The sequence below is a fragment of the Coprococcus sp. AF102-57 genome (assembly GCF_027686195.1).
Classification (GTDB): Bacteria; Bacillota; Clostridia; order Lachnospirales; family Lachnospiraceae; genus Allocoprococcus; species Allocoprococcus comes.
In genome coordinates this window covers 26932-41032 of the sequence record NZ_JAQCSY010000016.1, presented here as the reverse complement: position 1 = coordinate 41032, position 14101 = coordinate 26932, and the positions used below count along the sequence as shown (strand labels likewise).

At 39.6% G+C, this 14101-nt stretch carries 16 protein-coding genes and 1 tRNA gene; 6 read left to right on the top strand and 11 right to left on the bottom strand.

Features of this window, described 5'->3' with window-relative positions:
- Positions 1-180: 180 nt before the first annotated feature.
- The 4 genes from PGZ10_RS11075 to PGZ10_RS11060 form a co-directional block, all read right to left on the bottom strand.
- The gene (locus PGZ10_RS11075) at positions 181-1200 is read right to left on the bottom strand and encodes a substrate-binding domain-containing protein (protein ID WP_118219331.1); all 1020 of its coding nucleotides are present in this window, start codon (positions 1198-1200) and stop codon (positions 181-183) included.
- The gene (locus PGZ10_RS11070) at positions 1187-2911 is read right to left on the bottom strand and encodes a sensor histidine kinase (RefSeq protein ID WP_270541455.1); all 1725 of its coding nucleotides are present in this window, start codon (positions 2909-2911) and stop codon (positions 1187-1189) included. The genes PGZ10_RS11075 and PGZ10_RS11070 overlap by 14 nt, the downstream gene beginning before the upstream one ends.
- Positions 2898-4493, bottom strand: coding sequence for a response regulator (locus PGZ10_RS11065; RefSeq protein WP_117835912.1), 1596 nt, complete (start codon positions 4491-4493; stop codon positions 2898-2900). The genes PGZ10_RS11070 and PGZ10_RS11065 overlap by 14 nt, the downstream gene beginning before the upstream one ends.
- A gap of 197 nt (positions 4494-4690) precedes the next feature.
- Positions 4691-5179 (bottom strand): QueT transporter family protein, encoded by a 489-nt coding sequence (locus PGZ10_RS11060; RefSeq protein ID WP_117835910.1) that lies wholly within the window; start codon positions 5177-5179, stop codon positions 4691-4693.
- 621 nt (positions 5180-5800) lie between these two features.
- Between PGZ10_RS11060 and PGZ10_RS11055 the strand changes: the two genes are divergently transcribed.
- Positions 5801-5893 carry a putative holin-like toxin gene (locus PGZ10_RS11055; protein WP_227120655.1) on the top strand — a complete coding sequence of 31 codons (93 nt, stop codon included), beginning with the start codon at positions 5801-5803 and terminating at the stop codon, positions 5891-5893.
- Between the two features lie 259 nt (positions 5894-6152).
- On the opposite strand, the gene PGZ10_RS11050 is transcribed toward PGZ10_RS11055, so the two are convergent.
- Positions 6153-6223, bottom strand: a tRNA-Gly gene (locus PGZ10_RS11050).
- A 140-nt stretch (positions 6224-6363) separates the two neighbouring features.
- Here PGZ10_RS11050 and pepI point away from each other — a divergent pair.
- Positions 6364-7245 (top strand): proline iminopeptidase, encoded by an 882-nt coding sequence (gene pepI / locus PGZ10_RS11045; RefSeq protein ID WP_270541454.1) that lies wholly within the window; start codon positions 6364-6366, stop codon positions 7243-7245.
- A 124-nt stretch (positions 7246-7369) separates the two neighbouring features.
- On the opposite strand, the gene PGZ10_RS11040 is transcribed toward pepI, so the two are convergent.
- The 5 genes from PGZ10_RS11040 to PGZ10_RS11020 all read right to left on the bottom strand — a co-directional run bounded on the left by PGZ10_RS11040 (position 7370) and on the right by PGZ10_RS11020 (position 10551).
- Positions 7370-7951, bottom strand: coding sequence for a xanthine phosphoribosyltransferase (locus PGZ10_RS11040; RefSeq protein WP_022220300.1), 582 nt, complete (start codon positions 7949-7951; stop codon positions 7370-7372).
- 80 nt (positions 7952-8031) lie between these two features.
- Positions 8032-8910, bottom strand: a complete 879-nt coding sequence (locus PGZ10_RS11035; protein ID WP_175306315.1) for an aldose 1-epimerase family protein — start codon at positions 8908-8910, stop codon at positions 8032-8034.
- A 267-nt stretch (positions 8911-9177) separates the two neighbouring features.
- Positions 9178-9846 (bottom strand): hypothetical protein, encoded by a 669-nt coding sequence (locus PGZ10_RS11030; protein ID WP_005345959.1) that lies wholly within the window; start codon positions 9844-9846, stop codon positions 9178-9180.
- 47 nt (positions 9847-9893) lie between these two features.
- Entirely contained in the window at positions 9894-10211 is a 318-nt protein-coding gene (locus tag PGZ10_RS11025) for a hypothetical protein (RefSeq protein ID WP_081023733.1), read from the bottom strand.
- 124 nt (positions 10212-10335) lie between these two features.
- Positions 10336-10551: a helix-turn-helix domain-containing protein gene (locus PGZ10_RS11020; protein ID WP_025656187.1), complete on the bottom strand. Its 216-nt coding sequence runs from the start codon at positions 10549-10551 to the stop codon at positions 10336-10338.
- A 111-nt stretch (positions 10552-10662) separates the two neighbouring features.
- Here PGZ10_RS11020 and PGZ10_RS11015 point away from each other — a divergent pair, with 111 nt between their 5' ends.
- Complete coding sequence (locus tag PGZ10_RS11015; protein ID WP_270358672.1) at positions 10663-10980, top strand: hypothetical protein; 318 nt, start codon at positions 10663-10665, stop codon at positions 10978-10980.
- Between the two features lie 158 nt (positions 10981-11138).
- Here the strand turns inward: PGZ10_RS11015 and PGZ10_RS11010 are convergent, their stop codons facing one another.
- The gene (locus PGZ10_RS11010; protein WP_005424130.1) at positions 11139-11555 is read right to left on the bottom strand and encodes a helix-turn-helix domain-containing protein; all 417 of its coding nucleotides are present in this window, start codon (positions 11553-11555) and stop codon (positions 11139-11141) included.
- A gap of 159 nt (positions 11556-11714) precedes the next feature.
- Between PGZ10_RS11010 and PGZ10_RS11005 the strand changes: the two genes are divergently transcribed.
- The 3 genes from PGZ10_RS11005 to PGZ10_RS10995 form a co-directional block, all read left to right on the top strand.
- Positions 11715-12035 (top strand): hypothetical protein, encoded by a 321-nt coding sequence (locus PGZ10_RS11005; RefSeq protein WP_005330993.1) that lies wholly within the window; start codon positions 11715-11717, stop codon positions 12033-12035.
- Positions 12036-12177: 142 nt separating this feature from the next.
- Complete coding sequence (locus PGZ10_RS11000) at positions 12178-13011, top strand: rolling circle replication-associated protein (RefSeq protein WP_270541453.1); 834 nt, start codon at positions 12178-12180, stop codon at positions 13009-13011.
- A partial coding sequence (locus PGZ10_RS10995; RefSeq protein WP_270541450.1) for a tyrosine-type recombinase/integrase occupies positions 13004-14101 on the top strand: 1098 nt, incomplete at its 3' end. The genes PGZ10_RS11000 and PGZ10_RS10995, both read left to right, overlap by 8 nt.

Sequence of the window (14101 nt, the reverse complement as noted above, 5' to 3'; positions counted from 1 at the left end):
AGAAAATAAAATACCCATGTGAAAAACTACGAGGGGTTTGTGAATTTCAACGTTTATATAAATTTTTACTTAATTTCGTCCATAAATGTTTCAAATGCCCAATTCTTTAAAAAGCTGTAGTCCAAATATTTTTCAGACTACAGCTTCTATACTTCCGAGCAGCTACAAACATTCCACCCGTTACTTTTCTTCAAATGAAAACAGCGCCTTCTGGCTCTTATCATCATACATATTTTCTCTTGTCACCAAAATACTGCTGGTTGCCGTCTCTTTCTTTTCCGGCTTCTGACCATTCAGTAGTGTATTGATCTGCTCAATCCCCAGGTATCCCATCGCATATGGGTTTTGGACGATCAGCGCATCTACATTTCCTTTTTCCAGCATCCCAATAGATTTTACGTTACTGTCAAACGCAACAACCTGCGTCCGCTCTCCGGCGCCAAGTGCTTCTACCGCATCCCCGACTCCAAGTGTTGTCCATTCATTAAATGTCACGATCACATTGATCTGCGGATTGTCAAGCAACATCCTCTCGGTGCCCTCTCTTGCGTCGGTGATCGTAGACTTCACATTGATGGACGCCGTAATATTTGCACGGTCATCATTAAGAACCGTATCCCGGAATCCCTTTTCACGAAGCTGCCCGTTCTCCGTACTCTTATCAAAATTTACGATTCCGATATTTAGATTTTCCGCCGGATTACCAAGCACTTCTTCTCCTGCCATACATCCGGCTTCATAATTGTCTGTACCAATATAGCATTCCACAGCCTCACTGTTTACCGGACTGTCCACAACCACAATTCTGATTCCTGCCTTTGCCGCGCGGTCGATTGCTTCCGCATTCTTTTCAAAATCAATGGCAGAGAACAGAAGTGCATCTACCTGTTCCCGGATTGCCCGGTCTATCATTTCATTCTGCGCCTCATAATCTTCCTCACCGTCTCCATCCGGTCCTTCGCACACCAGATCCAGATTATATTCCGCACTTGCCGCACCGGCTCCCGCATATGCGGACTGCCAGAAAGAAGAATCCATGGATTTTGTCAGAAACACTACTTTTTTCTTCTCGATGACGCTATTTGTACTGCCTTCTTTTCCTTCCCAAAGTCCGTCACCCGTCAGGACAAAAAACAGAATTGCAAGTAGGATCACACCTGCACCAATTGCAATAAATGGTTTTCTTCTACTTTTTCTCATATTCTTCCTCCCTGACCTTCGGCATATGGATCGTCACACAGGTCCCTTCATCCAGCTCACTTGTGATATTCAGTCCATAATTGCTTCCAAAATAAATCTTGATCCGGTCATTTACATTCTTGATTCCGATTCCGGTACGGTCTCCCGGCTCTTTGCGCAGAATCTCCCGGCACTGTTCTTCCGTCATACCGATTCCGTTATCCTCCACCTGGAAAATAATATCTTCTCCGTCCTCAAAAATACGGATCCAGATCTCACCCTCATCGATCATCTGCTTTACACCATGATAAATTGCATTCTCGATAATTGGCTGCAAAGTAATTTTGTTACAAAGATACGAAAGACACGACTCTTCCACCTCAAATGAATAGGTAAATTTGTTCTTATACCGATAATTTTCAATCTTCAGATAACTCTTTGCATGTTCCACTTCTTTTTCGATCGGAATCAGCTCATGCCCTTTACTGATACTGATACGGAACAGCCTTGCAAGTGCCGTAACCATCTCTTCTGCATCTTCATTTTTCCCGTCTTCACACATCCATGCAATCGCATCCAGTGTATTATACAGGAAATGTGGATTGATCTGCGCCTGAAGCGCTTTCAGCTCTGTTTTCCGCAGTGTGATTTCTTCCTGTCTGACCTGCTCCATCAGCTTCTGGATCTTCACAACCATGTGTTCAAATGAGTTGGATAAAGTCGTGATCTCTGTAGTTCCCGCCATCGGCTCAAATACAAAATTTTCAGCATTTTTTTCAAACCGGTGCATGTCATCAGCAAGCTGCCTTACCGGTGCTGAGAACAGTTCTGAAAATGCCCATCCGAGAAGAAAGACTGCTCCCATAACCAGACACAGGACGATCAGAAGTCTGGATACCGCACTGCTTACCTTCTCCGTAATCATTTCATCTACATAGCAGACACCTACAATTTTCCAGTCACAGTTCTCCAGATTTTTCACAGTATAGATCGCCTGTTCCTGAATATGTGTCCCTTCTTTTAAATCCATTCCCTTCTCTTCTTTTAACCCGGAATAAATGAGCTGCTGCTGTGGATGATAGATCAGATTGCCTTTTTTGTCCGCAATATAGGCATAGCCGTGCTGCCCGATCCCTACATCATCAACATAATTGGCAATGTCAGAAAAACGGATGTCAATATTTACCTGTATACTGGTTCCGTCTTCTTTCTGAATCTTCTGGTAAACGGTTACAACCCATGGATAATATCCCTCAAACAAAGATTCCACATATGGTTTGGTTATACGCAGCCTGCCATCGTCATCTTCCATTTCGGTACTCTGAACAATGCGATAATGCTCTTTCAGCTTCTGCCCTCTGTTCCAGTAACGCAGAAGCTCCCCATCTTCACCACAGATTGTTACCGCTACTACATCGGAACGGATATTTACCAGATTCTGGATATATTCCTCAGAATGATTATTCTCATGACGCATTCTCGCCACGATCCCTTCCAGTATGATCCGCATATCCTGTGTATAATTCTCAACCGTATTCTGTACCTGTTCACAGCTCTGGGAACTGCTTGTCACTGCACTTTGCTCCATTGCATTCCGGTAAATCTGAACAAAAATAAGCGTTGCAGCCACTACCGAAATCAGGACGATTCCCATTACCATTGCAATAAACACACCGGAAATAGATATATTCCATCCCTTGTGCTGATCTGCTTCTTTTTTACGCCTGTTCATGTTCCCTCCTGTATTTGTTCGGTGATACTCCAGTCAGCTTTTTGAAGCAGTGGCTGAAATAATACTGATCCTTATAACCACACAGCTCTGTAATCTCACCGATCTTCATACCGGTACACTGCAGAAGCTCCATTGCCTTTTCAATTCGTTTTTTCGTCAGGATCTCAACCAGTGAACTGCCTGTCGTCTTTTTTATCAGACTGCTGAGATAATTCGGCGACACCCCGATCTCTTCACTGATGATCATAACAGACAGATCCTGTTGGGCATATCGATCCTGTATGATCTGCACTGCCTGCTCGCAGATCACCTCGCTGCTCTTCTTTCTCTGATCCATAAGCATTTTTTTAGCCTCCATACACAGCATTTTTATGATCTGAAAATTCTCTGCCATACGTTCCATTTCACGCATCTGCTGCATGGAATATTTTTTCTGAAGAACTTCTACACCACATTCCCCGATTGCCATATAAATAACCTTATATACTGCCGCCCCGATCTCGGTCAAAAGTATCGTACTAAGTACCAGTGTATTCTTGCCTCCATTTCGCAGTTTCTTTTCCAGATCATCCAGATAAATCTCCAGATCCTCTGCCATTCCACCACGTAAAAAATTCTCCATCGTTGCTGTAATTTCCTGTATTTCTCCCTGTTCCAATCCCGATCCGTGCTCTGCATCGGAAATGAAATAGACACTGCTTTTATCCTTTCTGGAATAACTGAGCGCATTCATTGCCTCCAGATAGCTCTCTCTGCATTTTCCAAGAGTATTCACACTCCTGCTTACCCCGACCTGACAGCAATATCCCATAATACGCTCCACACTCTGAACAATTTCTTCTACAATAATATGTAAATACTTACCCATACCTCCCGGAGTCGTCGCGATCAGCGATACCACTCTTCCTTCCAGATGGCAGCTTACATAATGAACATATTTTTTCAGGATCATATCAACTGCATTTACACTGCTATAGCTTGTCTGATCCTTTCCATTTGCATCACGGATTCCGGTTACAAGCACCACGTACTGCATATTATCCGGCTTTGGATTACGGATCAGCTCACATTCCTCTGCCCGCTCAAGAAGTGCCTCTTCGGACACCCGTTCATTCTGAAAGCTGTCGAGCAAAAGCGGAATAAGGAATTGCGTCTTGCGGATGTCCAGCTTCTCTTTTCTTTCTTTTGTAAATTCTTCCACTCGCTGATCCATGGCTTTTTTAATCTTTATCAATTCCGCCTCGATCTCTTTTGCTGAAATCGGCTTCAGCATATAGCTTACAATATTATATTGAATTGCCTGCTGCGCATAGGTAAAATCATCAAATCCACTTAAAAATGCGATCTGTACCATTGGGCGAACTTCCCTGACTGCCCGTGCCAGCTCAATCCCCGATAAAAATGGCATCTTGATATCGGTAAGGAGCAGATCTGGTTCCAGCTTTTCAACCAGTTCCAGCGCGTCTGCACCATTTTCAGCTTCCCCAACCACTTCAAAACCAATCTCTTCCCACTTTACCCTGCGAACAAGACTTCTTCGGATTTCCTCCTCATCATCAGCAACAACAACTGTATATTTCATATTTCTCCCTTTTTCACTTACTGTCAAACTTTCATCTGGTTACAATTTCTCTTTTTATATTATAGAAGATTCTTATCCTCTTTTCCATAAATATATTTCCACTTAAATTTGTAAAATTCTACGATTGTATACACAACAATAGTATAAAAAACGGACAGGCTGAATAGCTTTTCAGTCTGTCCGCTTTTTACATCTTCTTATGCTGTTTTAAAAATTACATTTTTATAACGATTCAATGCAGTATAAAGGACTAATCCAAGCACACCACATCCGACAACTTCTCCGACACCAACTGTCAACATCATAAACGGAATCGGAAGTGCTACTCCATATCCGTAACGAAGTACAAACGGAACGATTACTGTGTTAGCAATAATCGGTGGTAACGGTGCAAGGAAACGGCTTTTGTTACGAAGCTGATAAGTAAAAAATGCTCCGATCAAAGTTGCAATGCTTCCGAAAATGATATCCGGCAGGATTGCTCCTCCGAGAATGTTTCCAACAATACATCCAACGAAAAGTCCAGGAATCGCTGCCGGTGTAAATACCGGAAGGATCGTAAGTGCTTCTGCAATACGTATCTGTACTTCTCCGAATGAAAATGGTGCAAATACATAAGTAAGCACCACGTAGATTGCAGCGATCATCGCTGCCTGAGTCATAAATGCTACATTCTTGTTCTTCATATGAAATTCTCTCCTCTAGTTTTGTTTTACGAGTGGAAGGTCACGAACACTCGATTCATTTTCGCGCAGCAATGAGTCTGGCGGCCATGCTTGCATGGACATCTGACGAATGCCGCGGAAGGCATATACTGTAAGTATATGACCTTACGCCGGGAATCGGCGAAACCCTTGTAAGACCTTGTTTTTAGGGGTTTTGTAACGGGTGTTAGTATAGCATGGTGGGGATGAAAAATCAAGGTAAGTACCAAAAAAGTACCAAATCGCCAAAACAGCCTTACAATCTTACCGATATAAACGCCTACAACTCTGGCAAAAGACAATAAAAATAGAGGGATGCCACTCCCTCTAAAATACATTTGCTATCTTCTGCATTTCTTCTGCTTTGGTATCTGGCAAAACATGACTGTATAAGTCCATTGTCATTGCTAAAGAATATGCCGGCTGATTTCCCGGTTGAAAAATATAGTGAAACGGATTTTCAGAAATAATAATGATACAATGGTTGCCTTGTCTGCTGCCATCATGGTAAGATACAGACAGGGAAACCAAAGCCAGGCGGCTACCCTCTGTTACGGAGGGATAAAAAAGCACCCTCCAGACGAAAGAAAGGAGGGCGATACGATGGTTACATATTCTGATCTGATTCAGTTTAGTATATTCATTGTTGCCCTTGTAGGTCTTTGCTATGAGATTTTCAAGGGTAAACGAAAATAGCCGCCACTACCGCAAATAGTGACGGCTGTTCATAAATAACAGTCAACTATACAATTGGGGGTAGCCGCTTGCGGTTTCCCTCTTTGTGTCTTAAATATAGCATATCTGGCAGCAGGACGCAAGGGATAAACGAAATGTTTACCCTTATAATCGAGCCGACATTTTAACGTACCAGTCAAAAATGACTAAATTTTTCTCTATAAATCAGGAGCCCGGTCACCACTTTGGCGACCGGGCTCCTGATTTAAAACATAACAAAAGCGGGTGATGGGAATCGAACCCACGTATCCAGCTTGGAAGGCTGGTGTTCTACCATTGAACTACACCCGCATGACTCTTATTATTATATTCATCATTCAATTGTTTGTCAACAATTTTTTTATTTTTTTTATTTTTCCACTTTTTCTTTCCCTTACTTCATTCTGATGTTATAATGAAGAGACTCAGTGTACTGATAGGAGGGATTAAATATGAAAATTACAGAAGGCTACATGCCTTATCTTGAATACAAAACCTACTACCGTATTGCAGGCGAATGCTCCGGCAATAAAAAACCACTCATTCTGCTTCACGGAGGACCTGGTTCTACACATAACTACTTTGAAGTACTTGACCGGCTTGCTGATGAAGGTCGTGCAATTATTTCATACGACCAGCTCGGCTGCGGTAATTCTTATGTAGAAGGACATTCAGAACTCTGGTGTTCTAAAACATGGATGAATGAACTGATCGAACTCAGAAAATATCTCGGACTTAATGAACTTCATCTTCTCGGACAGTCCTGGGGCGGAATGCTCTCAATCGAATACTTATGCGATCACAAACCAGAAGGGATCAAATCCGTTATTCTTTCCAGCACCCACCCATCTTCCAAATTGTGGGCCCATGAACAACACCGGATGATCAAATTCATGTCCCAGGAAGATCAGGACGCCATTGCCAAAGCTGAAGCAACCGGCAATTTTGACGATCCGGCATATCTCGCAGCCAATGAACGCTTTATGCTTCTTCATGCCGCCGGCGTACCAAAAGACACCGATCCTGAATGCCTGCGCCGTCCAAAAAAAATTGGAACAGACTCTTATATCACCGCGTGGGGACCAAATGAATACACGCCAATCGGAAATCTCAGCAACTATGAGTACCGTGACAAACTGAAAAATATCAAAGAGCCGGCACTTATCATCAACGGAACCAACGATCTGTGCACTCCACTGGTTGCAAAGACCATGTATGACAGTATCCCGAATTCACGCTGGGAACTTTTTGATGACTGCCGTCATGTATGCTTCGTTGAAGATACCGACCACTATTGCAGGCTTTTAAATGAATGGATGGAGCAAAACGACTAAACCTGCTTATCAAAAAGTGCAGATCCCTGTGAAAATACAAATCTGCACTTAGCTCATCATATACGCAAAAGACGCATATTCCCGACAAAATTTTTGTTCAGGCATATGCGTCTTCTTACACTTTTTACTGCTCTCTGAAAGTGATCTCACCCGTCTCACTGTCCATAGCTTCTACAATCGCAAGTGATTCCAGCGGATATCCAAGGTTGCGGATGATTCTTCCGCCGGACTGGAATCCTTTTTCGATCACAATTCCAATTCCCTCTACAGTTGCACCTGCCTCTGTAACCAGCTGAATCAGCCCCTGCAGCGCACATCCATTCGCAAGGAAATCATCAATAATGAGCACATGATCTTCCTCTGAAAGAAATTTCTTTGCTACAATTACCTGGTTCTTGCATTTGTGGGTAAATGATTCGACTTCTGCTACATACATCTCCCCTTCCAGATTGATGCTCTGTGTCTTTTTTGCAAATACAACCGGCACATGAAAATGCTTGGCTACAATACAGGCAATCCCGATACCAGAAGCTTCGATTGTCAGGATCTTGTTGATATTCTTATCTGCAAATCTCTTCTTGAATTCCGCTCCGATCTGGTCAAATAATTCAATATCCATCTGATGATTCAGAAAACTGTCCACCTTAAGAACATTTCCCTCTTTCACGATTCCATCTTTGACAATACGTTCTTCCAAAAAGTTCATCTTACGTTCTCCTCTTCCTTTAATATTCCATGTATTTTTTTCATTGTATCAGTCTGAGCCATGAAACGCAACCCTCTGCGCTATTTTACCAGAATCTTATAATCCTTTTCAAAAATATCGCCCGGTTCCAGTTCATTCCCCCACTCCCTGTTTTCCAGAATATGGTCAAAATCTTCTCTGTCACTTCTTCCATACCATGGCTCAATGCATACGAAAGGTGCGTGTTTTTTTGCCGGAGACCAGATTCCAAAAAGCGGTGCCTCAAATTCTACTTCCAGATAAACCTTTCCATCTGCATCCGCAAGACCGATCCTCTGTGCCTGATGATTTTCAATAATAAGTGCATCCTCATCAAATAAATGTTCCTCAAGCTTCAGACATTTTCCGAAAAGATTTAAGATTTTTGTCCGTGGACAAAGTGCACCTTCTTCATTCACGATGCTGCTCGTGAGCGGTCCTTCTGTATCAAATATCAACTGACAATCCTCCTGCTTTTCTCCTTCTTTCAAAGGACAGTTAAATGCCGGATGCCCTCCGATCGAAAAATACATCTTCTTATCATTTGGATTTTCTACTTTCCACATTACTTCCACCTGACGTCCGGAGAGTCTGTATCCTACTTTCAGAATAAAATGAAATGGATATTTTTCCAAAGTACTTTCTGTATCTTTCAGTACAAACCAAATCTCTTCTTCTGTCTGGCTCTCCAGATCAAATTCCATGTCTCTTGCAAAACCATGCTGTGACAGCGTATATGTCTTTCCTTCGTATACCGACTGCTTCTGCGCATAATTTCCTACGATTGGGAAAAGAACCGGTGATGTTCTTCCCCAGAACTTTGGATCTGCCTGCCACAGATATTCCTGCTCTGTCTTATTGTCTTTTAGCGATTTCATTTCTGCGCCTGCTGAAATAACAGTCAGTGTAAGTTCTTCATTTTTCAGTTGATATGCTCCCATTTTTATGCCTCCATTCCTTTCTGTATCTACTTTTCTGCCTCTACGCTGGCAAATTGCGTATTTAACAGAATCCCGGTTAAACAAAAAGCAGGAGAAATGCTGTAAATTCAACGTTTCTCCTGCTTTTCAAACACTGCCGCAGACCGGAATCGAACCGTTTTACTTAATCTCAAATACTGATAGAAAGGGGCTTTGAAGACTTCATCACGGTTGCGGTGTTCAAAAAGTGTTCAAACGTTTGTTGCATACAAACAGGAATTTGACTAATTATTGTGTTTTAATGATTCTATAAACTACCCCCAATTGAGCAGGGTATGTTTCTTGAATCATTCCATTAAACCATATTGTAACGATATCTCCCACCTGAACATCTTCCGCTAAATTTTCTGCCGATACATAATACTCTCCATCATTCATCTGACAAAAGCCTTCAGCTGTACTCACATGCGTTACAAGAAGTTCTCCATCATCGGTAATTTCTTTTACTTTTGCATTAAAATTGATAACCTCTATTGGAATAGACGTATCATCTTTTTCAATATCTCTAAATATGATTCGTTCGTCATCAATGACTACTATGAGCTGACCTTCAGAACTCCTTTGATAATGATATCCGCTTCCGAAATTTGATTGATTATTTTCAGATGGTAACTCTGTCCCTGCCACTGTTGACACAATTTCTCCATCCATTGTTCCGCAACCAGGCATTGACGCTACATATCCTGTGTCTTTATATATAACACCATCAACCATAACACATGGAGGATATGAGCCAGTATCTGCTGTTTGCTCATTTTGTACTACATCATCATTTTCTTTATTTTCTATTTCTACGGACACATTTCCAGACACAGGTTCTTTATTTTCTTGATTCGTTCCACATCCAGCCATTCCTAGCACCATACATAATACAAGCAGATAGATTACTTTTTTCATAATACATGCCTCCTTCACTTATATTTTTTAACTCTATAAACCGGAAGTTATCTTTTTCTTAATGGCAATGCTATTAAATTTCCCAATAATGCAATAACAGCATATCCAACTACATAAACCCATGCACTTGAGTTATAAAATATAAATATGGATGGCGCAAACATTATTGCTACAATCAAAATATACCAGAAGTTAAAACCATTCCTAATCCCATAAAAAACAGAGGTTATTAAACATATTAGAGGAATAATTACTAACATAACAATCATTGCACTTCCTGTGTTTTTTATAAACCAAGGAACGATATAAAAATCTATCAGCAACAGTAGGTAGAAAACCATGTTCTTTTTTAATTTATCCATCATATCATCATCCTTTTAAATTCCGATTTGTCTGTTTCATGTTATACACAGTATAATTCCATTTTATAAAATATTCAATTAAAAAGGTATGCGAATATTTTTTATTTCCGCATACCCATTTATCACTTTATTCTTTTACATATCGAATTAACTCACCAATTTCACATTCAAAATAGTTGCATAGTTTACAGATTAAATTTGCGTCCAGTCTTTGAAATTCATTTCTGCAATATCTATTGAAATTTGACCTCGGTATGTCAAGTTCCTTACAAATCGTATTCTTACTGATACCTTTTTCTTGTAACAGTTCTTCTATCCTTAATTCTAAATGTCCATAGTTCATGTTCTGCACCTCTACATAAAGTATATTTATTAAATCTTTATGTGGTAATTCACTATATAGTGAGGTACTATATAGTTATCCCTCTACTAATAACACGAAAGAGGTATGTACATGAAAAAGAAAATCATAGCACCAATCACAATACTCTGTTTACTGACCATTCTCTATAATTATCTCAGACTGCCGGACTATCATATTACTAACAGCATGTCCTTTAGCAGTGCAGATGCCAGAGATACTGAATTGACTGTAATTGTTTACAAATGTTGGGGAATTGATGGAGTAATCAAAGACATTGAAAACGAACATAACAAAATTAACGGTACACCTACCACCTTGGAAATCAACCTCTATTATCCAACTTATTACTTGCACAATAATAGCAAGCCGTTCCGAACTGTAACCATTGAATATAATAAAAAGGAATAGCACTCTATTACTGCTTTTGAAGTAGTATCGGCTATTCCCTCTCCTTATATTCTTTTGTTCGTATTTTCGCAAACTAACGTTCCGCAAGGATGCCCAGTGCGACGGTTCCTAACAGGGCGGCGGGTCGACTGGGCAAGTGGTCGGCTGAGAAGCATTTTCTACTCAACGACATATTTAACGTTTGATTCTCTCCGTCCCTCATATTTCTCCTGTGCCAACAGTTTATCAAGAAATTCTGACACTTCTTCCATGTCTTCACTGTCTATCAAATCCAGTTTTATCAATACATCAAGGTCTGTCTGATTCTTCGGTTGTATTGAGATCGGCTGAGATGTATCCACAACCACTTTCAACTGTTTTGTCTTATTTGCTGTTTCAATATCCGTAGTTAATCCCATAACGTGGCTTTTACTCACGCCGAATATCTGTGATAATTTTTCCCATATAGATTCATCTCTCGGCGTTCCATTTCCATTTTCATAGTTCGTAAGCATACTTTGTGAAATGCCTAATTCTTTTGCAAGTTCCGCAACGGTTATATTCTTTTCTTTCCGCAATTCTTTTATTTTATTCATAGCGAACCTCCTTTATAAGCACATTATATTTCATCAAATTTTCTCTGTCAATCTTTTTATCGGATATTCAGATATTTTCTATTGACATTCTGCAATGCTTGTTTTATCATAAGATTATCTTAATATCTGATAATCAGATATCTATAAGGAGGTGAAACGATGATTAGAGGAAATGACTTTATTTTAAATCCAGACAAACTGCAAGAGGAATTTCAGTTAGTAGAAGTTTCTGACTGGGTAGACTTTTCTACAAAAGAAAAATTAGGATTCTACTATACAGTTCTTCTTCCAAAATTAAAGTTTGAAAAAGTCAAAGTAGGCATTAAAGCTAACACAGCGATTGTTACCAACGAAGAACTTGAACAAAAAGGGCAGATTCCAGTCTCATTTGATGGATTACATACTTGGGCTAGTCTCTATAATGGACGTCTTTCTGTCAAAGCAGAAGCTTCCAATATCAGAAAAGTGGGAATGAAATAATTTCCCTACTATGTCAGCCAGTCAGTACCGGACAACGTCATAGGTGCTGAACTGGCTGACCTCTATACTTGATATATAAAACAACATCTTCCGAAAACAATCGGAACATTCATTACAAAAATTTGGATATGAGGTGAGATTCGTGAGCAAAACAAAAGAGTGTTTTGCATACAATACGAAAATCATTGAAACTCCTACTACAAAAGAAGTATATATTTACGAAAACCCTATTTTTATTCACTCAAAAGAAAAGGCTGATTTAACAGACACAAATAAACGAAAAAACTTTGATGAAATGTCAGCTCATAAGCAATATGACAGTTTAAAACGCAAGCAGAAGCATTACGAACAGGCTCGTTGGGATATTGCCCGTATTGTTGACTGCAACTTTGATAACAAAACAAAATTTGTAACGCTGACATTTAAAGAAAACATTCAGGAAATCCTGATAACTAACCGAGAATTTAAGTATTTTATCCAGCGATTAAATTATTATTTGTACCATACCAAAACCCAGTTATTAAAATACCTTGCAACGTGGGAGAAACAGAAGCGTGGAGCAATCCACTATCATGTTATTTTCTTTGATTTTCCGTATATAGCAAAAGAAAAATTACAGGATTTATGGTCACATGGATTTATTAAAATCAATCGCATTGATGTAGACAGCAAAGAAAACAGAGGTCGTTATCTTAGCAAGTATTTTGGAAAAGACCTTGATTTGAAAGAACATAAGAAAAAAGCCTTTTTTAAATCTCAAAATCTGAAAGTTCCACACGAAGCAAAAGTCATGCTGACCGAAGACATTTTACATGACTTACAAAAAGAAAATATCGTCTTTCAGAAAGAATACACAAGGCAAATTTACGATACCAATGCTTTCTTATCTACTGGTTCATGCTTAAAGGACAGCAGTGTTATCTACATCAAAATTAAAAAAGAAAATCCTTGCGTAAAGGGGGAATCTTATGGATAATCCCGTTACGTTCTCAGATATAACATTATTGAATACGTTAGCCACCTGTGCTAACATGACCACAGATGAAGTCTTCAAAGATTTTAAAATTATGGCAAATAAAAAAATCTTGGAGAATCACAAATATGAAATTTATTACTCGGAATCAGAAAAAAGCTGGCGTACTTATTTACCCGATGAAACCAAACCTAACAAGCGTCGTCCTGTTAAGAGGAAGAGTAAAGAGAACCTTGAAAAAGAAATCATCAGATTTTATATCGAAAAGCAGAAAGCTGAAAACCGTCAGAATGTCACACTAGAAGAATTATATGCTGAATGGCTTTTGTATAAAAGAGATTATACTTCCGTAAAAGCAAAAACAATTCAAGAATATGTATCTGAATGGAATAGATTTTTCAAAGATACAGAACTGGTTAAAATGAAGATAGGCGAAATCAAACCAATCACGCTTATCCGCTTTTTCAGAGAAGCTACAAAAGACCGGCAGTTCACGCATAAGCGAGTCAGTAATGCACGTTCTGTTCTGAATGGAATCATGAGTTATGCGATTGAAGAAGAAATTATATCTCATAATCCTGTTTCTGATGTGAATTTCAAACAATTTACCTATAAGCCAGTAGAAGTACAAAGTGACAATGTATTTTCCCGTGATGATACGCATAAGTTATTAAATTATCTTCGGTGTATCATAGAGCCATATTCTCTTGCAATACAGTTATCTTTTTATCTGTTTATCCGTGTTGGAGAAACAAAAGCTATCCGTTGGGAAGATATTGACTACAATAACAGGCTTGTATATCTTCACAGACAGGCGACCTGTGAACGTACATTGAATGATGATTTAACATTCTCAAGCCGAAAAGTAAAAGTAGTGAATCAAATGAAAGGAAACACTTCTCATGGATTCCGTAAACAGTTCCTTACAGACGAAGCACTTAAAATTCTTCACAAAGCAAAGGAATTAAATCCAAATGGAATATATGTTTTTGAACCTAACGGTGAGATTATGACAACAGACAGCTTTAACCGTCGATTGAAGAAATATTGCAAAGAAGCCGGTGTTCCTTATCATTCCAGTCATAAAATCCGC

Excerpts from the sequence above, each read along its gene's own strand:
- PGZ10_RS11055 (WP_227120655.1), top strand. The coding sequence starts at position 5,801 with ATGGTTACATATTCTGATCTGATTCAGTTTAGTATATTCATTGTTGCC.
- PGZ10_RS11015 (WP_270358672.1), top strand. The coding sequence starts at position 10,663 with ATGAAAAAGAAAATCATAGCACCAATCACAATACTCTGTTTACTGACC.
- PGZ10_RS11075 (WP_118219331.1), bottom strand. The coding sequence starts at position 1,200 with ATGAGAAAAAGTAGAAGAAAACCATTTATTGCAATTGGTGCAGGTGTG.
- PGZ10_RS11010 (WP_005424130.1), bottom strand. The coding sequence starts at position 11,555 with ATGAATAAAATAAAAGAATTGCGGAAAGAAAAGAATATAACCGTTGCG.
- PGZ10_RS11040 (WP_022220300.1), bottom strand. The coding sequence starts at position 7,951 with ATGAACTTTTTGGAAGAACGTATTGTCAAAGATGGAATCGTGAAAGAG.
- PGZ10_RS11020 (WP_025656187.1), bottom strand. The coding sequence starts at position 10,551 with ATGAACTATGGACATTTAGAATTAAGGATAGAAGAACTGTTACAAGAA.
- PGZ10_RS11035 (WP_175306315.1), bottom strand. The coding sequence starts at position 8,910 with ATGGGAGCATATCAACTGAAAAATGAAGAACTTACACTGACTGTTATT.
- pepI (WP_270541454.1), top strand. The coding sequence starts at position 6,364 with ATGAAAATTACAGAAGGCTACATGCCTTATCTTGAATACAAAACCTAC.
- PGZ10_RS11030 (WP_005345959.1), bottom strand. The coding sequence starts at position 9,846 with ATGAAAAAAGTAATCTATCTGCTTGTATTATGTATGGTGCTAGGAATG.
- PGZ10_RS11060 (WP_117835910.1), bottom strand. The coding sequence starts at position 5,179 with ATGAAGAACAAGAATGTAGCATTTATGACTCAGGCAGCGATGATCGCT.
- PGZ10_RS11065 (WP_117835912.1), bottom strand. The coding sequence starts at position 4,493 with ATGAAATATACAGTTGTTGTTGCTGATGATGAGGAGGAAATCCGAAGA.
- PGZ10_RS11025 (WP_081023733.1), bottom strand. The coding sequence starts at position 10,211 with ATGATGGATAAATTAAAAAAGAACATGGTTTTCTACCTACTGTTGCTG.
- PGZ10_RS11005 (WP_005330993.1), top strand. The coding sequence starts at position 11,715 with ATGATTAGAGGAAATGACTTTATTTTAAATCCAGACAAACTGCAAGAG.
- PGZ10_RS11070 (WP_270541455.1), bottom strand. The coding sequence starts at position 2,911 with ATGAACAGGCGTAAAAAAGAAGCAGATCAGCACAAGGGATGGAATATA.